General features: G+C 67.0%; 23 protein-coding genes and 1 tRNA gene. 10 read left to right on the top strand and 14 right to left on the bottom strand.

What is annotated here, in order from left to right:
- The first annotated feature begins 1 nt into the window (after window position 1).
- The gene (locus ACIQ7H_RS14475; protein WP_395792693.1) at window positions 2–1,048 is read left to right on the top strand and encodes a ferritin-like protein; all 1,047 of its coding nucleotides are present in this window, start codon (window positions 2–4) and stop codon (window positions 1,046–1,048) included.
- Window positions 1,049–1,110: 62 nt separating this feature from the next.
- On the opposite strand, the gene ACIQ7H_RS14480 is transcribed toward ACIQ7H_RS14475, so the two are convergent.
- Entirely contained in the window at window positions 1,111–2,259 is a 1,149-nt protein-coding gene (locus ACIQ7H_RS14480) for a trypsin-like serine peptidase (protein ID WP_395792695.1), read from the bottom strand.
- A gap of 422 nt (window positions 2,260–2,681) precedes the next feature.
- Here ACIQ7H_RS14480 and ACIQ7H_RS14485 point away from each other — a divergent pair, with 422 nt between their 5' ends.
- Window positions 2,682–3,413, top strand: coding sequence for a hypothetical protein (locus ACIQ7H_RS14485; protein ID WP_395792697.1), 732 nt, complete (start codon window positions 2,682–2,684; stop codon window positions 3,411–3,413).
- A gap of 40 nt (window positions 3,414–3,453) precedes the next feature.
- On the opposite strand, the gene ACIQ7H_RS14490 is transcribed toward ACIQ7H_RS14485, so the two are convergent.
- On the bottom strand, window positions 3,454–3,765 hold the full coding sequence (locus ACIQ7H_RS14490; RefSeq protein WP_395792699.1) for a hypothetical protein: 312 nt from the start codon (window positions 3,763–3,765) through the stop codon (window positions 3,454–3,456).
- Window positions 3,766–4,006: 241 nt separating this feature from the next.
- On the opposite strand from ACIQ7H_RS14490, the gene ACIQ7H_RS14495 reads away from it, so the two are divergent.
- Window positions 4,007–5,089 (top strand): PA0069 family radical SAM protein, encoded by a 1,083-nt coding sequence (locus ACIQ7H_RS14495; protein ID WP_395792701.1) that lies wholly within the window; start codon window positions 4,007–4,009, stop codon window positions 5,087–5,089.
- A gap of 180 nt (window positions 5,090–5,269) precedes the next feature.
- On the opposite strand, the gene ACIQ7H_RS14500 is transcribed toward ACIQ7H_RS14495, so the two are convergent.
- Window positions 5,270–5,740, bottom strand: coding sequence for a hypothetical protein (locus ACIQ7H_RS14500; protein ID WP_395792703.1), 471 nt, complete (start codon window positions 5,738–5,740; stop codon window positions 5,270–5,272).
- A 280-nt stretch (window positions 5,741–6,020) separates the two neighbouring features.
- On the bottom strand, window positions 6,021–6,602 hold the full coding sequence (locus tag ACIQ7H_RS14505) for a septum formation family protein (protein WP_395792705.1): 582 nt from the start codon (window positions 6,600–6,602) through the stop codon (window positions 6,021–6,023).
- A gap of 67 nt (window positions 6,603–6,669) precedes the next feature.
- On the opposite strand from ACIQ7H_RS14505, the gene ACIQ7H_RS14510 reads away from it, so the two are divergent.
- Window positions 6,670–7,983, top strand: a complete 1,314-nt coding sequence (locus tag ACIQ7H_RS14510; protein WP_395792707.1) for a hemolysin family protein — start codon at window positions 6,670–6,672, stop codon at window positions 7,981–7,983.
- A gap of 67 nt (window positions 7,984–8,050) precedes the next feature.
- Here the strand turns inward: ACIQ7H_RS14510 and ACIQ7H_RS14515 are convergent, their stop codons facing one another.
- The 9 genes from ACIQ7H_RS14515 to ACIQ7H_RS14555 all read right to left on the bottom strand — a co-directional run bounded on the left by ACIQ7H_RS14515 (window position 8,051) and on the right by ACIQ7H_RS14555 (window position 18,610).
- Complete coding sequence (locus ACIQ7H_RS14515; protein WP_395792709.1) at window positions 8,051–8,461, bottom strand: cytochrome c oxidase assembly factor Coa1 family protein; 411 nt, start codon at window positions 8,459–8,461, stop codon at window positions 8,051–8,053.
- Window positions 8,462–8,595: 134 nt separating this feature from the next.
- Window positions 8,596–10,119 (bottom strand): exopolyphosphatase, encoded by a 1,524-nt coding sequence (locus ACIQ7H_RS14520; protein ID WP_395792711.1) that lies wholly within the window; start codon window positions 10,117–10,119, stop codon window positions 8,596–8,598.
- Between the two features lie 15 nt (window positions 10,120–10,134).
- Window positions 10,135–12,204 carry a polyphosphate kinase 1 gene (gene ppk1, locus ACIQ7H_RS14525; protein ID WP_395792713.1) on the bottom strand — a complete coding sequence of 690 codons (2,070 nt, stop codon included), beginning with the start codon at window positions 12,202–12,204 and terminating at the stop codon, window positions 10,135–10,137.
- 104 nt (window positions 12,205–12,308) lie between these two features.
- On the bottom strand, window positions 12,309–13,664 hold the full coding sequence (gene phoR, locus ACIQ7H_RS14530; RefSeq protein ID WP_395792715.1) for a phosphate regulon sensor histidine kinase PhoR: 1,356 nt from the start codon (window positions 13,662–13,664) through the stop codon (window positions 12,309–12,311).
- A gap of 51 nt (window positions 13,665–13,715) precedes the next feature.
- Complete coding sequence (gene phoB, locus ACIQ7H_RS14535) at window positions 13,716–14,405, bottom strand: phosphate regulon transcriptional regulator PhoB (protein ID WP_395792717.1); 690 nt, start codon at window positions 14,403–14,405, stop codon at window positions 13,716–13,718.
- 45 nt (window positions 14,406–14,450) lie between these two features.
- Window positions 14,451–16,097 (bottom strand): M48 family metalloprotease, encoded by a 1,647-nt coding sequence (locus ACIQ7H_RS14540; RefSeq protein ID WP_395792719.1) that lies wholly within the window; start codon window positions 16,095–16,097, stop codon window positions 14,451–14,453.
- A gap of 85 nt (window positions 16,098–16,182) precedes the next feature.
- Complete coding sequence (locus ACIQ7H_RS14545) at window positions 16,183–17,145, bottom strand: DUF979 domain-containing protein (RefSeq protein ID WP_395792721.1); 963 nt, start codon at window positions 17,143–17,145, stop codon at window positions 16,183–16,185.
- A complete protein-coding gene (locus ACIQ7H_RS14550) occupies window positions 17,142–17,855 on the bottom strand; it encodes a DUF969 domain-containing protein (protein ID WP_395792723.1) in 714 nt (237 codons plus the stop codon). Before ACIQ7H_RS14550 ends, ACIQ7H_RS14545 begins: the two co-directional genes overlap by 4 nt.
- The gene (locus tag ACIQ7H_RS14555; RefSeq protein ID WP_395792725.1) at window positions 17,852–18,610 is read right to left on the bottom strand and encodes a LamB/YcsF family protein; all 759 of its coding nucleotides are present in this window, start codon (window positions 18,608–18,610) and stop codon (window positions 17,852–17,854) included. Before ACIQ7H_RS14555 ends, ACIQ7H_RS14550 begins: the two co-directional genes overlap by 4 nt.
- 271 nt (window positions 18,611–18,881) lie before the next feature.
- Here ACIQ7H_RS14555 and ACIQ7H_RS14560 point away from each other — a divergent pair, with 271 nt between their 5' ends.
- The 5 genes from ACIQ7H_RS14560 to ACIQ7H_RS14580 are packed head-to-tail and all read left to right on the top strand — an operon-like array spanning window position 18,882 to window position 22,839.
- Complete coding sequence (locus ACIQ7H_RS14560) at window positions 18,882–19,595, top strand: c-type cytochrome (RefSeq protein ID WP_395792727.1); 714 nt, start codon at window positions 18,882–18,884, stop codon at window positions 19,593–19,595.
- Entirely contained in the window at window positions 19,592–20,896 is a 1,305-nt protein-coding gene (locus ACIQ7H_RS14565) for a c-type cytochrome (protein ID WP_395792729.1), read from the top strand. Before ACIQ7H_RS14560 ends, ACIQ7H_RS14565 begins: the two co-directional genes overlap by 4 nt.
- Window positions 20,893–22,314, top strand: coding sequence for a PLP-dependent aminotransferase family protein (locus ACIQ7H_RS14570; protein ID WP_395792731.1), 1,422 nt, complete (start codon window positions 20,893–20,895; stop codon window positions 22,312–22,314). The genes ACIQ7H_RS14565 and ACIQ7H_RS14570 overlap by 4 nt, the downstream gene beginning before the upstream one ends.
- Window positions 22,311–22,514: a DUF2909 domain-containing protein gene (locus ACIQ7H_RS14575; protein WP_395792733.1), complete on the top strand. Its 204-nt coding sequence runs from the start codon at window positions 22,311–22,313 to the stop codon at window positions 22,512–22,514. Before ACIQ7H_RS14570 ends, ACIQ7H_RS14575 begins: the two co-directional genes overlap by 4 nt.
- 10 nt (window positions 22,515–22,524) lie before the next feature.
- Window positions 22,525–22,839 carry a hypothetical protein gene (locus ACIQ7H_RS14580; RefSeq protein ID WP_395792735.1) on the top strand — a complete coding sequence of 105 codons (315 nt, stop codon included), beginning with the start codon at window positions 22,525–22,527 and terminating at the stop codon, window positions 22,837–22,839.
- Between the two features lie 194 nt (window positions 22,840–23,033).
- On the opposite strand, the gene ACIQ7H_RS14585 is transcribed toward ACIQ7H_RS14580, so the two are convergent.
- Window positions 23,034–23,123, bottom strand: a tRNA-Ser gene (locus ACIQ7H_RS14585).
- A 267-nt stretch (window positions 23,124–23,390) separates the two neighbouring features.
- Between ACIQ7H_RS14585 and ACIQ7H_RS14590 the strand changes: the two genes are divergently transcribed.
- Entirely contained in the window at window positions 23,391–24,254 is an 864-nt protein-coding gene (locus ACIQ7H_RS14590) for a hypothetical protein (protein WP_395792737.1), read from the top strand.
- The last annotated feature ends 71 nt before the right edge of the window (window positions 24,255–24,325 follow it).

The following is a 24,325-nucleotide window of genomic DNA, read 5'->3' on the forward strand; positions in this document are numbered from 1 at the left end:
CATGATCCGTCTGCAACGTTCGCTGGCCGCGGGCCTGTACGAGGCCCTGCCCAACCCCGCCGCGGTGATCCAGGCGCTGCAAAGCGCGGTCGAGCTGGAGCACGCCACCATCCCGGTCTATCTGTACGGGCTGTACTCGCTGGATGAATCGCGCAACCCCGAGATCGCCGACATCCTGCGCTCGGTGGTGATCGAGGAAATGCTGCACATGACCCTCGCCTCCAACGTGCTGAATGCGCTGGGCGGCGATTCCGAAGTCGGCAACCCGGGCTTTGTGCCCAACTTCCCGGGCCCGCTGCCCGGCGGTGTGGAAAGCGAACTGGTGGTGCATCTGGCGCCGTTCTCGATGGATCAGCTGCAGACCTTTCTGACCATCGAACGCCCCGAGCAGCCGCTGGAGTTCCCGGTGCTGAAGGCGGCGACCGGCGCCGAGCCCATCACCATTGGCGAGTTCTACACCGCGATCTCGCGTGCGATCGGCCAGCTCGGTGACAGCGCCTTCGTGAAACCGCCGCGCAACCAGGTCGGCCCAGACCTGATGGACGGCTCAATCGTCGTCACCGACGTCGCCAGCGCGCAGGAAGCGCTGCGGATCATCATCGAGCAGGGCGAAGGCACCTCGACCTCGCCGGAAGAAATCGACGGCGATGAAGTCGCGCACTACTACCGGTTCCTGCAGATCGAAAAGGGCCGGCTGCTGGTCGAGACTCCCGGCCAACCACCGGGCTGGGCCTATGCGGGTGCGCCGATCAAGTTCGACCCGGCTGGCGTGTACGCGGTGCCGACCGACCCCGCCTACCCGAAGCCCTATCCACCGGGCTCGGCCCAGGCCATGGCCAATGACAATTTCAACTACACCTACACCAGCCTGTTGCTGGCCCTGCGCGGCCTGTTCAGCGGCAACGCCACCAATACCCAGATGAACCGCGCGATCGGCCTGATGATGTCGCTGAAGGGCCAGGCCAAGGCGATGATGGCGGGCATTCCGAACCCGGCCGTGCTGACCGGACCGAGCTTTCAGTATCAGCCGGTGAACCCGGCCGGCTGAGATCGCAGGTGCTGCTTGCGGGTGGATCGAATGCCCGCCCGCAAGCAGCGGTCCGACGGCGCTCAGCAGCCGTAGAAGCTACACAGCGGAACGAAATTGGCCGAACTGAAGCGCGGCCCGACGAAGGTGGTGCCAAACCAGCCGGGATACGGGCCGCTGGTCACACCGGTGACCAGGTTGTGTGCGCCGCTGCTGGAATACGGGTGATAGCGCAGCAGCCAGCCGCCGCCGCTGCTGCCGTAGGTCATGTCGCAGCCCTTGGCCAGCACATCCAGCCCGCCGTTGAAGCTCTCCGCAGCGCAGATGTGGGTGTACTGGGTGCTCAGATTGCTGGCATAGCCGACGGAATGCAGGTTCATCACAGAGGGCTGGTTCCAGGTCCGGCCCAACCAGCCGACATAGCTGGTAACCGGAATACCGGTGCTCAGGTTGTTGCCGAGCCGGATCATGCCCACGTCCCAGCGCCGCCCGCCAATGGTGATCCAGTTGGTCATGATGCCGGCCGACTGCCAGCCGTAAACACCGTACGGCGCCACCCCGAAGCGATCGGCCGGCACAAAGCGGAAGTTGCTGTGCCAGCCCTGGCCGCGGGTGTACAGGCAGTGCGCCGCGGTGACCAGGATGTTGCGCTGGCTGATCACATTGGCGGTGCAATAGCTGCTGCCACCGCCAGGCGTGGTGAAGTACAGCTTGCCGATCTTGTTCCAGGGGGAGAACTGCCACATCTGGGTGTTGATGTTGCCGGAGTAGCGGGTGAATACGCCGGGAGTCCCCTTCGGCACGGCCTGCCGGGTGTCGAGCTTGGAGTCGAGCCGAGCGTCGAGATCGATCTCACCCCGCTCGATCATCCGATCCATCGCCTCCAGTTCGGTCCAGGCCTCGGGAAAGTCGGCTTTCGCCTGCGCTGCGGCATCAGCATCGGCCGCTCCGCCCGCCGCGATGCCAGGCTCCAGGGCAGCAGCCTTGCCGCCGGGATCGGTCGCGGTGCCGCTGGAATCGTCCTCGACCCAGCGCAGCGGCGACACCCGCTCGCGCTGTTCGGGTTTCTCGAACGGATCGGGGCCCTCGTCCGCCGGCGCCTCAATGTTTCTCACGTCTTCCGTCGGCTCGGTCTGCGCGGCCGCGGTCAGCGGCGCGAACAGCAGGGCCAGAACCAGCGCACCCAGCCAGTGACGGCCAGACGGCAGGCGATGCAAGCGTGATGTGTTCATGATCTGCTCCTTCGTAGGTTCGGATCGAGAGTTTCGGATCGACACTCCGCCGGCATGGCGCATGCGCACCCGGCGGCGGAACCACCTGTCGCCGCGGTGTCGGACTTCCCTCACCCGATCCAGCACTGCTGCGGAACTGAATGAAGCCCGGGCCGAGTCGACTGCGCCATGTGGTCGATCTATGTTGCGCCGGGGTTTGGTAACCCGCGGGAACAAATGGGGGAGCGATGAGGGGAACAAGTGCGGAATATTCCGGAGCAAGCGGGCAGGTTCCTGCGGCGGCTGATTCACAGGCCGGCGCCGGTCGCCCAGGCGCACCGTCCGAGACGCGCTCTCGCGTGCCCGCAAACCGCCACCTGGCGCCCGCATGTGCGCCGAACGCGCGTGGCATGCTCACGCTTTCACGGAATCGAGTCCCGAGCATGTCGCCACTCACCTCAATACTGACCCTGACGTTGCTGATGGCCGGCTCGTCGGCCCAGGCCGAGCCGCATGCGGTGCAGGACCTCGGCGAGTTCCACGGCGGTGAAACCATCGCCCGCGATGGCGAGACCTGGCTGGCACTGGTCGAGGAGGATCAGACCCTTAGCCTGCGCAGTGTGCAGGTACAGGTACGCCCGGTGAACGACCCGGTTCTTGACGCCGAGGGCGAAACCAGCGGACGCGAAGTCAGCGTCCCGGCGCTGTCTAGCGCACCGGTTCTGCTGCTGCGCGGGCCGGCGTTAACGGATGGCACCATCAGCGCGACCGCGCCACGCTATGTCGGCCCGCAGATTGGCAGCGCGATCGAAATCGCCGAACCAGACGGCGAGACGCTATACCTCGGGCTCAGCTGCAATTCGCTAAACCTGGCTCCGCAGGACAGCCAGCCCGGCGTGTTTCGCTGCGACGTGAGGCTACGCGGGCGTGGCCGCGAGCAGGTGCTGCACAGCCTGGATGCGCGCATGGATCCCGATGCGGGGCTGGTGCTCGGCAGCGACGGCAGCGTGATGCTGCGCTTTGCGGGCGATCTCGACGGCGATGGCCGCAGTGATCTGGTGCTGGACGTGAGCGAGCACTACAACGGCATGCGCACTGTGCTGTGGCTGTCGTCGGGTGCAACCCTGCCTGCACTGCTACACGAGGTGGCGGCAACCAACGTGACCGGATGCTGATCGATCGGTTGACAGCCAAGCCCGAGTTCGCCGCCGCAGGTCAGCCGCTATCGAACAGGCTGAAGCGCGCGGCATCGCCCCCTGCGCCTGCGCGCACGAACCCGGCTAGCGCGCAGGCGCCTGTGCTGCCAGCGGCACCGGAATAGCTGAGATTTTTGCTCAGCGTTGAGTTCGGCGCGATTACCCGCACATGGGTGCGCTGGTGCCACGACATCGGATAGCAGCCGATGTTGTTGCGGACGATCGCGTTGCCGTCCGGCACATCGCAGCCCGCGTACTCCATATGACCGACGCTGATGCCGGTCTGAAACGCGAGCTGGGTGTTGATGATTCGATCGTCCTTGATCAACACCCCGTGGCTATCATTGCGGGCGAGGCAGCAAGCGAGGGAGTTCGCGCGAGTGTCCTGGCTGACTTGGATTCGGGCAGCGGACCAAGCACCCGCGGACTGAGCCGGCAAAGGCCGGGCGATCAGCGCGATGTGCCGGGAGCCGGGAGCCGGACGGTAGCGCAGGGCTGTGCCCGGAGGGCGCCCGGCGGAACCCGCGGCGGTCGGCACAGACATCGCAGCGCCGAGATCGCACAATCGCGGCATGGCAGACAAACCGATCAAGGGCCGCGGTGCGGCCAGCAATCGTGAAGGACGCTTCGAGTCGGTGCAGGTCGAGGGCATCGACGACGGCTGGGCAACGCCCGAGCTGGAGGAGGCGTTCGCTTCAGGCCGCCCGGCGACCACGGTGACCGAAGAGCGCGCACGAACGATTCTGAGCCACAACGACTCACCCGACATTCCCTTCGACCTATCGCTGAACGCCTACCGCGGCTGCGAGCACGGCTGCGTTTACTGCTTCGCACGACCCAGCCATGGCTACCTCAACCTGTCGGCAGGCCTCGACTTCGAAACCCGGTTGTTTGCCAAAACCAATGCGGCCGAGCAACTGCGCAGCGAGCTGGGCAAATCCGGCTATCGCGTCTCCCCGATCAATCTCGGCGCCAACACCGACCCCTACCAGCCGATCGAACGCCGCTACCGATTGAGCCGGCAGGTGCTGGAGGTGCTGCTGGAAACAGGCCACCCCTGCACCATCGTCACCAAGAATGCCGGCGTTGAGCGCGACCTTGATCTGCTGGTCGAGATGGCCCGGCGCAACCTGGTGTTCGTGGCGGTGTCGGTGACCACTCTGGACAACCGGCTGGCGGCCAAACTGGAACCCCGCGCCAGCGCGCCGCATCGGCGGCTGCAAGCGATCGCTCGGCTGAGCGCTGCTGGCGTAGCGACCGGGGTCTTCGCGGCCCCGATCATCCCGGCCATCAACGACCGCGACCTTGAGGGCATTCTGGAGCGCGGCCGCGAGGCCGGCGCGCGCTACGCCAACTACACCTTGGTGCGCCTGCCCCACGAGGTCAAAGATCTGTTCCGCGAGTGGCTGCAGCTGCACTTCCCGGAACGCGCGACCCACGTGATGAACCTGATCCAGGACATGCGCGGCGGCCGCGACAACGACCCGCGCTTCGGCGCGCGCATGCGCGGCGAAGGCGCGATCGCACAGATGCTGCACGCCCGCTTCGAGCTGGCTCGCCGAAGGCTGGGTTTCGTGCATCGCGACCAGATCGAGCTCGACTGCGGCCAGTTCAAGCCGCCGCGCGCGCCTTCACCGCAGGGGGAGTTGTTCTAGCGGAGCAGCATCAGACCGAGCTTGCATCTCGTCCGGGCATTGCGCGGTCGCTCCGGCCGATCGGCGCCCACTCTCGGGGCACGATCCTCGTTGAACAGCGCCGCTGTCCGGGTCTGCCTTCGGCAGGCACCTCACTCGATCAGTAGCGTGGCGAACCCTCGCGCATCACGCCAGGTGCGATCAGCCCTTGGCAGTCGGCTGCAACCGCGCCACCGCCTGCAGCAGCTGGGTCTCGTCGAGCAGGTTCAGCGCGTGCAGGCCCGCGCGCAACAGCTCGCTCTTCTTGACCGGTCGGCCGGCGGCTTTGGCGCGCTTCTTCAGCGCTGAGATCAAGGCGTGGTCGCTGGCCGGCATGGTGAAGCGATCCTTGATCTTGCCCTCGCCGTCCTTGGTCTGACCGTCCTTGGGCCCGGCGACACGCGACTTGGCGCTGGATTTCTCGGCTTTCGGCGGCTTGGCAGCCGAAGACTTGCGGCTCTTCGGCTTGGCCTCGGAGGCGGATTTCGCTTTCGACGTGGCAGTCTCGCTCCGCTCAGGCAGTGCGCGTTTGCGCCGCGAGGCGGCAGCCTTGACGACCGGTTCCGCGCTGGAAGTCGCAGACGGTTTGCCTGCCCTGAGAGGGGATGCAGTATCGGTGATGGTTTTGGACATCGGTGCCGTGCTCGGAAGAAATCAAGCGCGGAACCTTAGCGGAACAGGGCCGCGGAGGTATCACAGAAAAGTTGCATATTCGTGACACCCCACCCACTCGTACCGCGAACTCGGCACGGCCGAAAGCCATCCAGATCAGCCGAACCAAGGCGTGGACGATGGGGTTTCCGACCCCATCCGCACAACGACGGGTTTGCAGCGTGCTGCAAGTTCAAGGGCGCGTGGCCTGAGCCAGCTCGCGAGCCTGGAGGCTGCTCAGGCGCGGCCTCCACGCGCGTGCTCAGCGTTTGCTGTCGCGCATGCTGCCGACCAGCATGCTGTCGTCCATGGTCGACAGCATGCAGACGATCTCGCGGTCGTTCTCTTCGTCCCAACCGGACTGGGTCGGCCACAGCATCTGATAGTTCAGGTCGGACTCCTCGTACTCACGTCCAACAAAGGACACGAAGTTCTCCAGGCACATTTTCTCCGAAAGGGTCTCGATGGCGGCCTGCCCCGGGTACTGGGCGTCCTCCACACGGTGCACGTGATAAATCTCGTACTTGTGCGGTTCGCTGCACGGGCGCTTGCGCACCTGTTCAACACTATCGGTATCGCCGTCGATGGCGTCACTGGCGCTGGCGTCGTTCATGCACTCACCCTGGCGCAGGGTGAACACCGAGCCCAGATCGCCTTCCGGCGGGGGCGTGCAGCCGGTTGAGAACACGGCGAACAGCAGAACAAGCGGCGCAACAATCCGGGCGGTCATGCAGAGATCCAGAGGCGAGGCCGAACGATTTCGGGCACGCAGTATGCGCGCTGCAATCCGCCAGACCCAGCCGGCGCCTGCAAGGCCGGCCAGCGGCGCGTCACTGTTCGGCATCGTTTAGACTCCGCTGCCTGTCGCCGTCCGCGGCACTGCTTCGCCATACAGGCCGTTCGAGACTCCGATGGAACTTCTGCTGCTACTCGCCCTGATCCTGCTCAATGGCCTGTTTGCCATGTCTGAAATGGCACTGGTGTCCTCGCGCAGTGCACGTCTGGAGCAGCGCGCGCAGGCAGGCAGTGCCGGCGCACGCGCGGCATTGAAGTTGTCGTCCGATCCATCGGTGTTCCTGTCCACCGTGCAGGTCGGCATCACCACCATCGGCATCTTGAGCGGCGCCTTCGGCGAGAACGCCATCGCCGAGAAACTCATTCTGGTGTTCAACGACTGGCCGCTGCTGGCGCCCTACAGCAATGGGCTGGCAACCACGATCATGGTGATCACCATCACCTATTGCTCGGTCGTGCTGGGTGAGATCGTGCCCAAGCGCCTGGCCCTGCTGAACCCCGAGCGCGTGGCCAGTTTTGTGGCGCCGCCGATGGCGGTCGTGGCGCGTCTTGCGCATCCACTGGTGAGCCTGTTCAGCCTGTCCAGCAATGCGCTGCTGCGCCTGCTCGGTGCCCGCCCCAACAGCGAGCCCGGGGTGAGCGAGGACGAGATCCGGATGATGCTGGCGCAGGGCGCTGCCGAAGGCGTGTTCCACCGCTCGGAGGCGGCGATGGTCGGCAATGTGTTCCGCCTCGACGACCTGCAAGTCACCGCGATCATGACCCCGCGGCCGGATATCCGCTGGCTTGATTTGAATGACAGCCTGGAAGAGAACCACGCGGTGCTGCGCGAGGGCCACTACCAGACCCTGCCGGTGTGTCGCGGCAGCCTGGATGAAATCGTCGGCCTGCTGGATACCAAGCGCTATCTGGCGCTGTGCCTGCAGGACAGCACCGCGCGGCTGGAAGACGCACTGGACGCACCGGTATTCGTGCCGGAAACCGTGTCACCGATCCAGTTGATGGAAACCCTGAAGCGCAAGCACAGTCATCTGGCGCTGGTGGTGGATGAGTACGGCAGCATCGAGGGCATGGTCAGCCTGACGGATGTGCTGGAGGCCATCGTCGGCGACCTGCCGGACCGCAGCGCCGATGAGTCCAATGCAGCCGTGCAGCGCGCCGATGGCTCGTGGCTGCTGGACGGCATGCTGGCACTGGATCGGGTGTCGCAGCTGCTGCAGGTCAGGGACGGTCTGGATGACCCGTCCGCCGGCTATCACACGCTTGGCGGGCTGGTGATGGACCAGCTCGGGCGCGTGCCCGAGGTCGGCGCCAGCTTTGACTTCCGCGGCATCCGCTTCGAGGTGGTCGACATGGACGGCAACCGCGTCGACCGCGTGCTCGCTTCACATCGCGCGAGTCCGGCCGTGGCGGGGGATTTCAACTGTTGATCGTGCACGGACGCGCCGACTTCTCGATGGCGAATTGCAGCTGCTGAACCCGCCAATGCGCGAACACTCAACGCAGATCAATCGCCTCATCACCGGCCTCGGCCACGACCTCCATGCGCTGATAGGCCCAATCGCCCGCCTGCTTGGTTGCCTCGACATGCAGGATCGCGCTGCCGCGCGGGCCCTGCAGTGGAATCGACAGCTCGGCCTCACCCTCGTCGTTCTTGAAATTGATGTTGCCCTGGGTAAACCAGCCCGCTTCCACCGGTTCGCCCAGCAGACGACGCACGTCAGCCGAGGCTTGGGCGCGCTGCAGCGGCACGGTGTAGGCATCGGCCTGCTGGATCACGCCGTTGACCAGACTCAGCATCGCGAACAGCGCGCCGCATGCCAGCACAAGCAGACCCAGACAGCCCAAGGGCAGAATCCAAAGCCAGGGTCGGCGCTTGGGCTGGTTGGGCGCAGTGGCATCGTTCATCGCTGGAACCTCCAATGGCAGGACGGTCGGGATTCGCCCGCAGCGCTGCGGGCCGTGCGTCCAGTGTGCCGCCACCGGCTTGTGCCTCGCTATCGGGTGTCAGTTCCACTGAGCTTGCCGCGCGTGCAGCCCGGTCAGGCCAGCTGCAGTTCTAGACCGATGTCGGCCAGCACGCCCTGTTCGGTGACGAGGTCGGCGCGCGAAAGCGGATGTTGGGCCAACCAGGCGGCCGGGTGCTCCAGCTCCAGGCCGCGTTCCAGCGCGCGGGCGCGGATGTGCGGCAGGCCGGCCGGGTCGTGGCTGCGATGCAGCAGCACCGCCAGGCGCAGCAGCATCACACAGCGCAGAGTGGTGACAGGGTCGCGCCCGCCGGCGCCGGCCAACACGGTTTTCGGCACGTTGCGGCGCTGCGCGCGCACCAGCGCCGCCAGGAACTGCTGCTCCTGGGTCGAGAAGCCGGCGATATCGGAATGTTCGATCACGTACGCGCCATGCACATGGTGCTGGCTGTGGGCGATGGCCTGGCCGATCTCATGGACGCGGGCCGCCCAAGCCAGGCTGTGGCGTTCGTCCTCGCCCAGCCGCCAGTCGGCGGCGACCTGATCGAACAGGTCCAATACGGTGGATTCGACCCGTCCGGCCTGACGCGTATCCACGCCGTAGCGCTTGGCCATGGCATCGATCGACCCATCGCGTGGATCGCGCAGGCCGACGCGGCCCTGCATGTCGTAGAGCACGCCCTCGCGCATCGCCGTCTGCGCCACCTGCATGCGGCTGATGCCCAGCTCGTTGAAGGCCGCTTCCAGCACCAGCAGTCCGCCGGGAATCACGCTGCGGCGCTCGTCGGAAAGATCCGGCAGCTGGATCGCGTCGATGTCGTCAAAGGCCAGCATCGAATCGCGCAGGCGGGCGATACCCTCGGGCGTGATCTCGCCGCGGCCGAGCTTCATCGCCTTGAGGATGCCGCCAATCGCCTTGACCGTGCCGGACGAGCCGATCGCATCCTTCCAGCCACGCGCGCGATACACCGCAGCGAACTGCTGGAACTCGGCCGAGATTTCGGTCAGGCCCTCTTTCCAGCGCTTCGGCGACAGCCGGCCGGTGCCGAAGAAGCGCCGGGTGGTGGCGATGCAGCCCATCTGCAGGCTTTCGCGCTCAAGCGGCTCGAAGCCCTCACCGATGATGAACTCGGTGCTGCCGCCGCCGATGTCGATCACCAGCCGGCGCGACTCACGCGGCGGCAGGCCTTGCGCAACGCCGAGGTAGATCAGGCGCGCTTCCTCGCGGCCGGAGACCACCTCGATGCGATGACCGAGCGCGGTCTGGCCGGGGATCAGGAACGATTGCGGGTTGCGCAGCTGGCGCACCGTATTGGTAGCGATCGCGCGGACACGGTTCGATGGAATCGTGCGCAGGCGCTGGCCCATGCGCTCAAGACACTCCAGCGAACGCCACATCGCCTCCTGGGTCAGCTCGCCGCGCGCAGTCAGGCCCGAGCCCATGCGCACCTGCTCGCGCAGACGATCGACCACCCGCAGCTGTCCCAGCGTGTGCCGGGCCACGATCATGTGGAAGCTGTTGGAGCCGAGGTCGACGGCTGCGAGCAGCTCGTCTTCCTTGAGGCCGGTGCTGGCGGCGGCAAGTCGGGCGTCAGGCATCGGCGGGTTCGATTCTCATTGGCAGATCAGGGCGAGCAGGTATTGCTGGGCCGAGTGCGGCATCGCATCGCCCTCGGGCACCACATGCGTGTAGCTGCCGTCGGACTGCAGCTCCCAGGCCTGGGTGTTGTCGCGCAGATAGTTCTCGAGTTCCTCACTGCGTACGCGCTCGGCCAGCACCGGGTCGAGAATCGGAAAGCAGGTCTCGATCCGGCGCATCAGATTGCGCTCCATCCAGTCGGCGCTGGAGGCGTACAGCTCGGCCTCGCCGCCGTTGGCGAACCAGTAGATACGGCTGTGCTCCAGGAAGCGGCCGATGATCGAGCGCACGCGGATGTTCTCCGACACACCCTCGACGCCGGGGCGCAGGCCACAGGCGCCGCGCACGATCAGATCGATCTGCACGCCGGCCTGCGAGGCCTCGTAGAGCGCGCGGATCACGGTCGGCTCATTGATCGCATTGAGCTTGGCGATGATCGCGGCCGGCTTGCCGGCGCGCGCGTTGTCGGCCTCGCGCTGGATCTTCTTGAGCAGGCCCGGGTGCAGGGTGAACGGAGACTGCAGCAGGCGCTTCAGGCGAATGGCCGGCGCCAGGCCCGACATCTGCTGGAACAGCAGGTGCACGTCCTCGCCGATGTCCGTATTCGCGGTGATCAGGCCGATGTCGGTGTACACCTTGGCGGTACCGCTGTGATAGTTGCCGGTGCCGAGGTGTACGTAGCGCTGCAGCTTCTTGCCCTCGCGGCGCACGATCAGCAGCATCTTGGCGTGAGTCTTGTAGCCGACCACGCCGTAGACCACCTGCACGCCGGCTTCCTGCAGCCGATCGGCCAGGCGCAGGTTGGCCTCTTCATCGAAGCGCGCGCGCAGCTCGATGACGACGGTGACGTCCTTGCCGTTGCGCGCGGCTTCGATCAGCGAGATCACCAGCGGCGAGTTGTTGCCGGTGCGGTACAGGGTCTGCTTGATCGCCAGCACATCGGGATCATGCGCCGAGGTTTTCACCAGGTCCTGGATCACCGCGAAACTGTCGTAGGGGTGATGCAGCAGCACGTCGCCGCGGCGGATCACATCGAACAGCTCCAGCCCGGATTCCGGCGGATGCACGCGCTGCTTGAGCGCCGGAAACTTCAGATCCGGGCGGTCGACCATGTCATAGACCGCGGTGACCCGGTTGAGGTTGACCGGCCCGTTGATGCGCGAGATCGCGGTCTCCGGCAGCTCGAAATGGCGCAGCAGGGTTTTCACGATCGGGCGCGGGCAGGTGTCGGCGATCTCCAGCCGCACCGCGTGCGAGTAGCCACGGCCGACCAGTTCGTCGCGCAGCGCGGCGGCGAGGTTCTCGACTTCGTCCTCGTCGACCACCAGCTCGGAGTTGCGGGTCACCCGGAACTGGTAGGTTCCCTTGACCGTCATGCCGGGGAACAGATCCTCGACGAAGGCCGACAGCACCGCCGACAGCAAGACGAAATCATGCTGGCCACCGGACACATTGGCCGGCAGCTGGATGATCCGCGGCAGCGAGCGCGGCGCACGCACCAGGGCCAACCCGCCGTTGCGGCCGAACGCGTCCTTGCCCTGCAGCACCACCACCAGGTTCAGGCTCTTGTTCATGATCCGCGGGAACGGATGCGCCGGATCGACCGCCAGCGGCGACAGCACCGGGGTGATGTCGCTGTCGAAGTAGTCCTTCAGCCAACGCTTCTGCTTGGCGCTCCAGCTGTCGCGCGTCAGGATGCGGATGCCGGCATCCGACAGCGCCGGGCGCAGGGTTTCGTTCCAGTAGCGGTATTGAGCATCGACCAGCTCGGCCGCGCGGGTGTAAATCTGCTGCAGGGCTGCGGTCGGCGCGATGCCGTCGGCCATGCCGCCGCCGCCGAAATCCTGCTGATGGCGGATCGCCGCCACCCGCACCTCGAAGAATTCATCGAGATTGGTGCAAGAGATGCACAGATACTTCAGCCGCTCCAGCAGCGGGACGTGCTCATCCATCGCCTGCGCCAGCACGCGGAAGTTGAACTCCAGCTGGGACAGCTCGCGATTGATGTAGAGCGCGGGATCATTGAGGTCGCGGGTCGAGGACATCGCAGCAATTCGGCTGGGCAGTGGCGAGGCCACCGCGATTTCGGAAGGGATGAGCGGTGCGCGCCGATCAGGCTGCGCGCGGCGGCCAAGAGGGCCGCGGGGCCTCATGATGCCGTATCAGCCATCTCATCGTCGCGCGGCAGACAGTGCCGGGCGATGAACGCGCAGCAGAAGCGGCTGCCGCGGCCCACTTCACTCTCCAGCCGCAGCTGGGCATGGTGCAGCTGCAGGATGTGCTTGACGATCGCAAGACCGAGGCCGGTGCCGCCGGAGTCACGCGAGCGACTGGTGCTGACCCGGTAGAAGCGTTCGGTCAAACGCGCCAGATGCTGGGGCGCTATACCGGGGCCGGTATCGACCACGCACAGCCCGACGCCGCCGTCGCCCGAACGATGGAACTCGACCCGCACATCGCCGCCAGCCGGGGTGTAGCGCACCGCGTTGATGATCAGGTTGGAAAACGCGCTGTGCAGCTCCTTGGCCGAGCCGAGCAGGTCGCAGCCGGCGCTGTCCTCCAGCACGATCCGATGGCGCCCGGCGCTCATCGCCTCGGCTTCGGCCAGCAGCGAGGCCAGCATCGGCGCCATCTCGACCCGCTCCAGCGGCAGCGAATCGCGGGACTCAAGCTGCGACAGGGTCAACAGGTCCTCGACGATCTGGGTCATGCGGCCGGACTGCCGGCGCATCTCGCCAAGCACACTGGCCCACTCCGGCACGTCATCGGGTTCGAGCATGTCGAGATAGCCGTGCAGCACGGTCAGCGGCGTGCGCAACTCGTGCGAGACATTGGCCACGAAATCGCGCCGCACCTGTTCGAGGTGCAGCAATTTGCTGACGTCGCGGGCGATCAGCAGCTGTTCCTCCGCGGTGTAGTCGATCAGGCGCATCGACAGCCGCAGGCCTTCTTCGCCAGTGCCCTGCACATCCAGCAGCGGCTCTTCGGCTCCGGACTCAAGCCAAGCGGTCACGCGCGGTGTGCGGACCAAGTTGCTGAAGCGATTGTCGAGGTCACGCGGATAGGACAGACCCAGCAGGCGTTCGCTGGACTTGTTGAACCACTCGATGCGCTGGTCGCTGCGGCTGAGCACCACCACGGCATCGGGCAGCGCCGCCGCGGCCTGACGGAACGCACGCAGGGTGCCGAGCAGGCGCCGCTTGCGCGCCTGTCCCTCGCGCTGGCGCTCGTACAGCACCCGACTCAGTTCGGAGAACACGCCCTGCCCGCGCGGCGGGCTCAAGCGCCGCCTGCGGTTGAGCAGACCGAGCAGGCCGTGCAGCTGGGCGTAGTGCCAGATCAGTACGCCGAGCAGGCCTGCGCACAGCAGCGGCCACGGCTGGCCGATCCAAACGCCCACGCCGAGCACCGCCAGCAGGATCAACAGCAGGCGCAGCGCGGTGTGCTGCCAGGCACGCTTGTACGGCGTGGAGGCACGGAAACGATGGCGCACAGAGAGCGTCAAGGGGGCGGCTCGCGAAGGTAGCGCCTTTCGGCGCAGGCAGACATCAGGGGCTCAGGGATCAACCGAGAAACGGTAGCCGGCGCCACGCACGGTCTGCACCAGGTTGTCGAGCGCATGCGGTTCCAGCGTGCGACGCAAACGGCGGATGTGCACGTCGACGGTGCGCTCTTCGACATAGACATTGCCGCCCCAGACGTGGTCCAGCAACTGGGTGCGCGAGTAGACGCGCTCAGGGTGGGTCATGAAGAAATGCAGCAGGCGGTACTCGGTAGGGCCGATGTGGATCGGCGTCTCACCGGCATAGACGCGATGCGCGGCACCGTCGATACGCAGGCCGCCCAAGGCGACGCTGCCGTCCTCACCATCGCCGCGCGAACGGCGCATCACCGCCTTGATCCGCGCCAGCAGCTCGCGCGCGGAGAAGGGTTTCACCACGTAGTCGTCAACGCCGGCTTCGAGTCCACTGACACGGTCATTCTCTTCGCCGCGCGCGGTCAGCATGATGATCGGCACCTCGCGGGTCAGGCCTTCCTTGCGCAGGCGTCGGGCGAATTCCACCCCACTCATGCCGGGCAGCATCCAGTCGAGCAGGATCAGGTCGGGCACGCGATTGATGATCGCGGCCTGGGCTTCACGGGTGTCGCCTGCATGCACGGGCTCATACTCGGCTTTGCGCAAGGCAAAGGCGACCATGTCACGGATGGCGGGCTCGTCGTCGACGATGAGAATCTGCTTCTGCACTGGGCGTCCTTGAGGTTTCAGCCGCGCCCAAAGTAGATAACAGTTTTATGACCCTTGCGTGACGCGGAAGGCCGTCGTTTGCTCCAGGCCACGATTGCTCTGCTGCTCGCGCCCGGCGCGGATGCCGCGCTCGCGCAGCTCCAGCACCACCGGCGTGAGTTCGGCGATGCGCGCATCGATGCGGGCGCGCTGGTAATAGTCGAGATCGTCGCGCAACTTCAGCGCTTGCAGCTGGTTCAGTGCGTCCTCGGCACGCCCGCTCAGGTAGGACGCCTCGGCATGCGCTTCACTGGCGCGGACGATATCGCCGGCCAATTCGCTGGCGCGGCCAAAACTGCGCTGCAGGGCGATGTCGTCGCCACGACGCAGCAGCAGTGGCCGCAGCACCTCTTGAGCGCGGCGGCCATGCTCGGATCCGCCGGTGCGGATCAGCACATCAGCGTAGCCAAGCACGATCGGGCGGCTGTCCGGATACAGCGCCAGCAGCTGCGCATATGCGCTTTCTGACTCGGCCTGGCGCCCGGCCAGGTGCAGCAACTCGGCCTCGGCAAGCTCGATCCAGAAGCCCGGCGGCGGCTGCCGGATCTTCGCCAGTTCGGCCAACGCGCGCTCGGCTTCGCCGGTGCGCGACAGCGCCAATGCGAAACCATAGCGCTCGGGCTCGGGCAGGCTGGCGCCCAGCGCGACCGCGCGGCGGTTGAGCTCATCCACGGCCTGACCTGGGCTACCGGCGCTGAGCACGCGCAGCCGCGCCTGCACCCACGGGAACAGTTCACGCGAGGGCGGCGCGTCGAGCCCGACGTGCGCGTACATGCCGCCGGGCAGCAGCGGGTTGATCGGCTCGGCGGTCGGCTTGATCGGCGGCACGAAACCGATCGGGCGGGTGGCGCCCTCGGCGCGACCCTTGGCCTCGCTGATGCGGCTGCTGGTGACCGGATGCGTGCGCAGGAATTCGGGCGCCTCCTCAGCACCGATGGTGGAACGCAGGGTGCGGTGCATGCGGCCAAAGAAATCGGCCATCGCCATCGGCTGGTAGCCGGCCTTGGCCAAGGTGGCGATGCCGACGCGATCGGCCTCGTACTCGTTGGAACGCGTGTGGTTGATCGAACGCTGCTGCAACAGGGCCATGCCGCTGGTGATGGCGGCCTGGGTGGCATTGCCAGCACTGCTGCCGCCGGCCTGCTGGGCCAGCACCACGGCGCCCAGGGTGGCCAGCAGGATCGGCAGGGTGTCCTTCTGCTGACGCTCGACCGCGCGCACGATGTGGCGCTGGGTCACATGTGAGATCTCATGCGCCAGCACCGCGGCGACCTCGTCTTCGGTCTGGGCGGTGAGCACCAGACCGGCATTCATGCCGACGTAGCCGCCGAGGGTGGCAAAGGCATTGATGTCGCGGGAGTGCATCCAGAAAAAGGTGAACTCCTGCTGCGGCCGATCGCTGAAGCTGGCCAGGCGATTGCCGAGGCGGTTCAGGTACTCGTCGAGCAGCGGATCCTCCAGCAACATCTGATAGGCGCGCAGCTGGAACAGGGTGTACTCGCCGTACTGCTTTTCCTCACCCGGAGTAATCAGGGTGCCGGCCGAGGAACCCATATCGGGGAGTTGCAGAGGATCGCGCGCCTGCGCAAGCAGGCCGGTCGAAAAGGTCGCTGCCGACAGCAGGATCAACAGGGCGCTCGGGCGGATCGACATGCGCAGGCTCCAACAGACAAGACCGGCATCTTGGCCCTTCGGCCCTGCACCGGGGTTAAGGGCGGGTAAAACCGCGCCGCGGTTTTCAGCCGGCGTTGCGGAAAATCAGCAGATACATCAGCACGATATTGGCCGCCAACACGCCCAGCGCGGTCGGAATCTGCACGCGAATGACCGCATAGGGGTCTTTCAGTTCCAGTAGAGCCGCCGGCACCAGGTTGAAGTTGGCCGCCATCGGCGTCATCAGGGTGCCGCAATAGCCCGACAGCATGCCGATCGCCGCCATCGATGCGGCATCGGCGCCGTGGCCATGCACCAGCAGCGGCAGGCCGACGCCGGCGGTGATCACCGGGAACGCGGCGAAGGCGTTGCCCATGATCATGGTGAAGGCCGCCATCCCGAGCGCGTAGGCCAGCACCACCACGAAGCGGTTCTCGACCGGAATCCACTCGCGCATAAGCTGCGCGACGGCCTCGCCCACACCGGCTGCAGCGAACACGCTGCCGAGGGTGGCAAGCAGCAGCGGCAGCAGGGCCGCCCAGCCGATGGCATCCACCAGCCCCCGCGAATGTCCGAGCGCGGCCAGCACCGGTGTGCGGGTCAGCCATGCGGCGGCGAACAGGGCCAGCAGGCAGGAGGTGCCGAGGCCGATCTGGGTGATCTGCTGCGCGCCGAACAACCGCCAATCACCCCAGCCGATACCGGCGCCAAACAGCACCACGCCCACGGTGACCAGCGGGATGACCAGGGCAGGCAGAAACAGGCGATGGCCGAGCCGCTGCGCTTCGGCTTCAGGCTGGCCGACGGGCGACGGCTCAACCCGGCCGGCGCGCACGCCGCCGAGCCCGGCCAGCGCGGCCAGGGCGATCACCACGCCACCCATCCAGGCCGCAGGCAGACGATCGCCGATCAGAAACGACAGCGCCATCAGCGCCCAGAACAGGGCCGTGGGCAGTCGCCGTGGGTTGGCCGGATCACGCGCCGACAGCCAGGCGATGCGGGCCAGGTACAGGCCAGCGAGGACGTAGATCAGCTCCAGCGAAATCATGCCGGGTCGACCTGCTGCGCGGCGGCACGAGACGCCTCTCGCGCTAGCCTTGCGTCCAGCCGCAGCAGGCGTGCGCCATGGATCGCGAACGCGCATAGCGCGGTGGGAATGCCCCACAGCGCGATCTCGATCGGCTGCAGCTCAATACCGTTGTCTGCGAAGAAGCTCTGCATCAGCAGCACCGCGCCGAAGGCGATGAACACGTCTTCGCCGAAGAACAGGCCGACGTTGTCGGTGCCCGCACACAGCGCGCGCAGACGCTCGCGTTCGGCCGCCGGCAGCAGGCCGTGCTGAGCCTCGGCCGCGGCTTCGGCCATCGGCGACAACAGCGGGCGCACGGTCTGCGGATGGCCGCCCAGGCTGTGCAGACCGATCGCCGACAGCAGCTGGCGCAGGCCCAGGTAAACCAGCAGCAGACGCCCGGCAGTGGCACCGCGCAGGCGCACGATCACCGCCTGCACATGCGCCTTCAAGCCATGCCGCTCCAGCACCGCGATCACCGGCAGGGTCAGCAGCAGCAGGGCGAGGAAGCGGTTCTTGACGAAGGCTGTGCCAAGCAGCTCCAGCGTGGCGATCGGCTCGATTCCGGCCAGCAATGCGGTGATGAAGCCTGCGCCGACCACCACCAGGGCGGGATTCAGACGCAGCGCAAAGCCCAGTACCACCAGGGCGACGCCAAGCAGGGGCAGCAGACTGACGCTGTCGCTCACAGTGCGCTGACCTGCAGACCGGCCGCGGCCAGGCTCGCGCGCAGGCGCTGCCCGAACTCGACCGCATCGGCACGGTCGCCGTGCAGGCACAGGGTGTCGGCCTGCACCGCCACCGTTTCGCCGCCGCGGGCGATGACTTCACCGCGCGCCAGCAGACCCAGCACCTGAGCCTCGGCGGCCTCGAAGCTGTGCAGCACGGCGCCGGGCAGGCTGCGCGGCGTGAGGCTGCCATCGGCTTCGTAGCTGCGCTCGGCGAAGGCCTCGGCGGCAACGCGTAAGCCGGCCGCGCGACCGGCTTCCAGCAGTGCGCTGCCGGCCAGTGCATACAGAATCAGGCCAGGGTCGAAATCGCGCACCGCCGCAGCCACCGCCTGCGCCAGCGCGGGGTCACGCGCGGCCTGGTTGTACAGCGCCCCATGCGGTTTGACGTGGTGCAGCCGGGCGCCGCGCGCGCTGACAAAGCCCGCCAGCGCGCCGATCTGATAGAGCACGAAGGCATAGGTTTCCGCCGGCGAACAGGCCAGCGCGCGGCGGCCGAAGCCCTGCAGATCCGGCCAGCCCGGATGCGCGCCGATCGCCACGCCATGCTGCAGACACAGGGCCACCGTGGTCTGCATGTGCAGCGGGTCACCGGCGTGATAGCCACAGGCGATGTTGGCCGAACTGGCCAGCGGAATCAGCGCGGCATCCTGGCCCATCCGCCAGTCGCCGAAGCTCTCGCCGACATCGCAGTTGAAATCGATCTGTCGGCGCATGGCGAATTCTCTGATTGCAGCCGGAACGCGGGCCGCGTGCGCGCGGGCCTCCGCCGTGAGCCGGGGGCGGGCCGCAGTCCAGCATGCGGGGCGTGGGCTGTAAAGCTCCAGGCCGGCGTACGCCTTCGGGCATCACCGCGATCGCGCTTCCGCGCTCCGACCCGGACCCTTGGCTGCCGACGGCTCGGTCGGGGCATCGCCAACTGATCCGCTGCAATCTGCACAAAACTGCTGCTGTACCGGATGAACTGATCCGCTCAACATCCTCGCCATGCAAATCTTCCTTCGCCCTTTGCTGGTGCTGGCACTCAGCGGCCCTGCCCTGGTCAACGCCCAAACCGGGCACGAAGCCCTCGACCTCAGCGAGCGGCTGGCCGCCTGCAACGTCTGTCATGGCGCGCGTGGGGAAGGCACTGCGGGGTCGGAATACGTGCCGCATCTGGCCGGCAAACCGCGCGACTATCTTCTGCAGCAGCTGCGCGCCTTCCGCGATGGCGGCCGCCAGCACGCGCAGATGGCGTGGCTGGTGCGCAATCTGGACGACGGCTATCTCGAAGAAATCAGCGCCCACTTTGCGGCGATGCCGCCGCGCACGCGCGCCGTGCTCGCCGAAGCGCCCGCTGCCACGGATCCACGCGCCATCGCGTTGGTGCAACGCGGTGATCCTGCACGCGGCATCGCGGCCTGCACGGCCTGCCACGGCGATGACTTGACCGGTCTCGAACCGGCGATTCCGGCGCTGGTCGGACTGCCGGCCGACTACGTGGTGGCGCAGTTCGGCGCCTGGCGAACCGGCGTGCGTAATGCGCGCGAACCCGACTGCATGGGTGCGATTGCCGACGCGCTGGAGCCAACCGAGATCCGCGCGCTGGCCAGCTGGCTGGCCACCCAGGGCCACGCCGACCCACGGCCACCGGCGGCGGCCGGCAGCTTCACTCCGCCGCAGGATTGCGGCGGCCTATCGAATGCGGAGGCGCAGCCATGAAGCTGCGCCGGCGCTATCTGTTCGCTGGGTTGCTTCTGCTGCCGCTCGGCTTGGCTTTGGTCAGCTGGGCCGGGGTGCTGTTCATGGCGCAAGGCGGAATGACCCCTCTGCGAGTGCCCAACACCGGCACGCGCCAGCTGTCATCAGATCCGCAGGTGTTGGAGCGCGGGCACTACCTGGCCCGGATCGGCAACTGCGCCGGCTGCCACACGCGGCAGGGCGGCCCGCCCTATGCCGGCGGTCGCGGCTTCGGCACGGCGTACGGGCGCATCTACAGCAGCAACCTCACGCCCGACCCGAGCCACGGCATCGGCAGCTGGACGCGCGAAGAGTTCCACCACGCGATGCGTCACGGCGTCAGCCGCAGCGGCGTGCAGTCGCCCGTTTTTCCATATGCGAACTTCGCCCACCTCGCGGCAGCCGACCTCGACGCCCTGTTCGACTACCTCGGCAGCGTGCCCGCGGTAGCCGAGGCCGCGCCTGCTGACGTGCTGGAGTTCCCGGCCGACCTGCCCGGAGCGATGCTGTTCTGGCGCATGCTCAATTACCGCCCGGTCGCATTGGCCGAAGCCGCCGAACGATCGGTGGATTGGCGGCGTGGCCGCGACCTCGTCAACGGCATCGGCCACTGCGCGATCTGCCACGGCAGCCGCGGCAGCCTGGCCGCACTTTCCGACGCTGCACAGCTTGGCAGCAGCACGATTTCCGGCTGGTACGCGCCGCCACTCGATCAGCTGAGCCTGCAGCGCTATGCACAAGGCCAGCTCGCGCACTACCTGCGCGGCGGCTTGGTCGATGGTCGCGGTGGCTACGGCGGCATGGCCGATGTGATCGCCCACAGCCTGCAGCATCTGCAGGCGACCGACGCCGACGCGGTCGAAACCTATCTGCGCAGCCTGCCGCCCGCACCGCGCGCAGCGACGCGGCCAGCAACGCTGAAGGCCAGCGATCAGCACATCGCCCTGGGCACCCGGCTCTACACCGAGCACTGCGCCGACTGCCACGGCCGCGAGGGTGAGGGCGAGGCCGGCAAATACCCGGCGCTGAAGGACTCGCCCGCGCTGACGGGACCGGACCCGATCAATGCGATCAAGCTGGTGCTGTTCGGCGCGGTGCCGCCCAGCACGCCGCTGAATCCACGCCCGTACAGCATGCCGCCCCACGCGCAGCAGCTGTCGGCTGACGAAGTCGCGGCGCTGATCAATGCAATGCGCCAGCGCTGGGGCCAGCGCGATCTTGCGCCGGTGACCGCCGACGAGGTGCGCAGCAAGGGCGGCATCGCGCCGCGCTGGGGCGCATGAAACTCTACGAACAATTCGCCGAAGAGCTCAGCGCTTTGATCCGGAGCGGCCAGCTGCGGGCCGGCGAGCGACTGCCCTCGGTACGTGAAGCGCGCGCCCGCCGCGGCGTCAGCGCATCGACTGTGTTCATGGCCTACCAGCTGCTGGAGCGCGATGGTCTGGTGCATGCGCGCCCGCAGTCGGGCTTCTACGTATCTGCGCAGATCAGCGCAGGCACGGCCGCGCCTGCGTCCACCGCGCCGCGCGCGGAAGCCAGCGAAGTGGCGATCAGCGAACTGGTGTTCGAGGTGCTGCGCGCGGCGCGCTCCGACGGCATCGCGCCGCTGGGCTCGGCCTTTCCCGGCCCCGAGCTGTTCCCCTTGCCGCAGCTGGCCAAGGCCACTTTTGCAGGCCTGCGTGGGCAGGATCCGCAGACCATCGTCGACAACCTCTCGCCCGGCAACCCGCGCCTGCGCGAGCAGATCGCGATGCGCTACCGGCTCGACGGCGTGCAGGTGCAGGCCGATGAGATCGTCATCACCAACGGCGCGCTGGAAGCTCTGAACGCCGCCCTGCAGGTGCTGACCCGGCCCGGCGACACCGTGGTGATCGAGTCACCGGCCTTCTACGCGGCCCTGCAGGCGATCGAGCGGCTGAAGCTCAAAGCGCTGGAAGTGCACACCGACCCGGTGGCCGGGATCGATCTCGACGCCCTGCGCGAGGCGCTGAGCCGTCATCGCGTGGCGGCCTGCTGGCTGATGCCCGGCTTCCAGAACCCGCTGGGCAGCCTGATGCCGGAAGCGAACAAGCGCGCGCTGGTGGCCCTGCTGGCCGAACACGCGGTGCCGCTGATTGAAGACGACGTCTACGCCGAACTGTTCTTCGACCGCCAGCGCCCACGACCGGCCAAGGCCAGCGACAGCGCAGGTGGCGTGCTGCACTGCGGCTCGTTCTCGAAATCGCTGGCGCCGGGCTACCGGCTGGGCTGGATCGCCGCTGGGCGCTACAGCCAGCAGGTGCAGCGACTGACCCTGATGACCACGATGTCGGCCGCGCTGCCGGCACAGATGGCGGTGCTGAACTATCTGGAGACCGGCGCCTACGACCGCCATCTGCGCCGCCTGCGTACCGCGCTGCGCGCACGCATGGAGGCCGCACTCGCCACCATCGAGGCCAGCTTCCCGCAAGGAACCCATGTGTCACGTCCACGCGGCGGCTATTTCCTGTGGCTGGCGCTGCCGCCGGGGGGCGACGCGATGGCCCTGCATCGGGTCGCTCTGCGCGAGCGCATCGGCATCGCCCCGGGCCAGATTTTCTCGCCCGACCACCGCTTCAGCCACTGCATCCGCATCAACTGCGGCCACTCGGGCTCGATCGTCCTGCCCGCCCTGCAGCGACTCGGTGCCCTCACCCACGCATTGCTGCGAGAGTCCACATGAAAACCCTGCTCGTTCTGGCCGCACTGGCCTTGATCGTCTATCACCTCGGCGCCGGCCTGTATCACCTGGTGCACGACCGCAGCGGCGAACGCGTGCTGCAGTCGCTGACCCGCCGCATCGCGTTCTCGGTCGGCCTGATCCTGCTGGTGCTGGCCGGCATCGCCAGCGGACTGATCGAGCCGCACGGCCTGGCCGGTTAGGGCACCGCGCATGCATCCGCTGATTGAAGCCAACCTCGCCCTGGTCCTGTTCCTGCCCTGGTACCTGGTGATCGCCATCGCCTACTGGCGCCACCGCGCCCGCCCCGCGAGTTGGCCGCAGCGCCTGTTCGACAGCCTGGCCCTGCTCGCCGCGATGATCGCCGCGGCCATCGGCGGCTGGTGGAGCTTCCACAGCGCCGACCCCGATGCCGGCAACATGTGGAAGCACGTACTGTCGACCGTGGTCGGATACGGCTGTTTTCTGCTGCTGGTGCTGCTGGCACTTTTGGCGCGTGGACCACAGCGCCGGGCGCAGCCGCGCTAGGGCCGCCGCGGCGATCGAGCGGGGCTTGAGTGCTTTGGCATCCACGCGAACGGCAAGCGGATGCGTGCCGAACGCGATGTCGAGGCACAGGGGCTTACGCGCCCCGGATTCACCGCAAGAGTATGGGTCTGAGGACGGGCCTCCAGCCGGGAGTGTCCGCCGGACTTGAGCCACGCGCGACTGTGCAAATCAGATGGCGGAGGGAGTGGGATTCGAACCCACGGTGACATTGCTGCCACGCCGGTTTTCAAGACCGGTGCCTTAAACCGCTCGGCCATCCCTCCGCGAGCGGCGCGATTGTACTTGCTCCGACCGCTTCTGAGCAGGCCCGCCGCTTGGAAGGCCGGGGCAAAGTCGAGGCAGAGCGTACGGGCGCAGGGCAGGAGCGGGAGCGGGGAAGTACGTGGGTCAGTCCGCCGACACCAGCTGCCAGCTGACCGCTGAGGACCCGCCTGAAGCGCGCGGCGCCACAGTCTGGGGGCTGATTCACAGCTCACGCTGCAGTTTGTGGGCAAACTGCAACGCAATGTTTCGACCCCCCAGGCTTCATCATGCGTCCTCTCTTTCTCTACCGTGTCTTCGTAGGCCTTGCCTGCCTGTTGGCTTCCGCCCTGGTCAGTGCCGAGGGCGCGCGCATTCTGGCGCATTCGCCGGTCGCGATCGTCGCATCGAGCACCGATGCACCTTCCCGCATCGAGCTGCTGCTCGAGGGCAACAGCCTGAGCATGCTGCTGGAGCCGAACGTCGAGCTGCTGGCCTCGCTGAAGGATGCACAGCGCAATGCGTTGTCGAGCCGCGGTGAATTGTTCATGCGCGGCAGCATCGAGGGTATCGATTCGAGCTGGGTCCGGCTTTCGCGCGTTCAAGGCCGCTGGAACGGCGCCTGGTGGGACGGCACCGAACTCTTTCTGCTCGATCCGACGGAGTCGGTACAGGCGCAATTGAAGTCGAAGGCTGACGGTACCGGCCACGTTGCCTACCGGCTGTCGGATATCGAGATGCCGAGCCTGTTGAACGACATGGTCAGCCTGCCCGGCTACGCACTCGGCGCCAAGTCTGCGCGTACCGACTATGCGGGCTTCGCGCGGCATCTGGCGGCGGCCAGCCTGCTTGAGCATGCCCAGCCCAAGGGCGGCCCGGTGCGCCAGATGCGCATCACCGTGGTCACCGACACAGAGTTCAGCAGCACCCATGGCGGCGATCGCGACGCGGTAGTGGCGTCGCGCGTTAACGTGATTGACGGCATCTACAGCGACCAGCTGCAGACCCGGATCGTGCTGGGCGAGCTGCGCCACCTCAGCAGCAATGGCACCCTGAACATCACCGCGGTCAGCGGCGAAGACACGCTGTGGGATCGCTTTATTGACCCGGCGGCATTTATCCATCAAGCCGCGTACTTGACCTTTGGGTCCTGAAAGTAGGCCCGCACGACCTCCGGCCGCTGTTCGAGTTCTTTCATGTGGTTCTCTGTGGCCAGCGTGAGCTT

The sequence above is a fragment of the Aquimonas sp. genome (genome assembly GCF_044377145.1).
GTDB lineage: Bacteria > Pseudomonadota > Gammaproteobacteria > Xanthomonadales > Xanthomonadaceae > Aquimonas.

What these genes read in the sequence shown, in the direction of transcription:
- ACIQ7H_RS14495 (WP_395792701.1), top strand. Translation starts at nt 4,007, where the DNA reads ATGGCAGACAAACCGATCAAGGGCCGCGGTGCGGCCAGCAATCGTGAA.
- ACIQ7H_RS14515 (WP_395792709.1), bottom strand. Translation starts at nt 8,461, where the DNA reads ATGAACGATGCCACTGCGCCCAACCAGCCCAAGCGCCGACCCTGGCTT.
- ACIQ7H_RS14510 (WP_395792707.1), top strand. Translation starts at nt 6,670, where the DNA reads ATGGAACTTCTGCTGCTACTCGCCCTGATCCTGCTCAATGGCCTGTTT.
- ACIQ7H_RS14565 (WP_395792729.1), top strand. Translation starts at nt 19,592, where the DNA reads ATGAAGCTGCGCCGGCGCTATCTGTTCGCTGGGTTGCTTCTGCTGCCG.
- ACIQ7H_RS14590 (WP_395792737.1), top strand. Translation starts at nt 23,391, where the DNA reads ATGCGTCCTCTCTTTCTCTACCGTGTCTTCGTAGGCCTTGCCTGCCTG.
- ACIQ7H_RS14540 (WP_395792719.1), bottom strand. Translation starts at nt 16,097, where the DNA reads ATGTCGATCCGCCCGAGCGCCCTGTTGATCCTGCTGTCGGCAGCGACC.
- ACIQ7H_RS14555 (WP_395792725.1), bottom strand. Translation starts at nt 18,610, where the DNA reads ATGCGCCGACAGATCGATTTCAACTGCGATGTCGGCGAGAGCTTCGGC.
- ACIQ7H_RS14545 (WP_395792721.1), bottom strand. Translation starts at nt 17,145, where the DNA reads ATGATTTCGCTGGAGCTGATCTACGTCCTCGCTGGCCTGTACCTGGCC.
- ACIQ7H_RS14480 (WP_395792695.1), bottom strand. Translation starts at nt 2,259, where the DNA reads ATGAACACATCACGCTTGCATCGCCTGCCGTCTGGCCGTCACTGGCTG.
- ACIQ7H_RS14475 (WP_395792693.1), top strand. Translation starts at nt 2, where the DNA reads ATGATCCGTCTGCAACGTTCGCTGGCCGCGGGCCTGTACGAGGCCCTG.
- ACIQ7H_RS14505 (WP_395792705.1), bottom strand. Translation starts at nt 6,602, where the DNA reads ATGCCGAACAGTGACGCGCCGCTGGCCGGCCTTGCAGGCGCCGGCTGG.
- ACIQ7H_RS14580 (WP_395792735.1), top strand. Translation starts at nt 22,525, where the DNA reads ATGCATCCGCTGATTGAAGCCAACCTCGCCCTGGTCCTGTTCCTGCCC.
- ppk1 (WP_395792713.1), bottom strand. Translation starts at nt 12,204, where the DNA reads ATGTCCTCGACCCGCGACCTCAATGATCCCGCGCTCTACATCAATCGC.
- ACIQ7H_RS14570 (WP_395792731.1), top strand. Translation starts at nt 20,893, where the DNA reads ATGAAACTCTACGAACAATTCGCCGAAGAGCTCAGCGCTTTGATCCGG.
- ACIQ7H_RS14560 (WP_395792727.1), top strand. Translation starts at nt 18,882, where the DNA reads ATGCAAATCTTCCTTCGCCCTTTGCTGGTGCTGGCACTCAGCGGCCCT.
- ACIQ7H_RS14485 (WP_395792697.1), top strand. Translation starts at nt 2,682, where the DNA reads ATGTCGCCACTCACCTCAATACTGACCCTGACGTTGCTGATGGCCGGC.
- ACIQ7H_RS14500 (WP_395792703.1), bottom strand. Translation starts at nt 5,740, where the DNA reads ATGTCCAAAACCATCACCGATACTGCATCCCCTCTCAGGGCAGGCAAA.
- ACIQ7H_RS14575 (WP_395792733.1), top strand. Translation starts at nt 22,311, where the DNA reads ATGAAAACCCTGCTCGTTCTGGCCGCACTGGCCTTGATCGTCTATCAC.
- ACIQ7H_RS14520 (WP_395792711.1), bottom strand. Translation starts at nt 10,119, where the DNA reads ATGCCTGACGCCCGACTTGCCGCCGCCAGCACCGGCCTCAAGGAAGAC.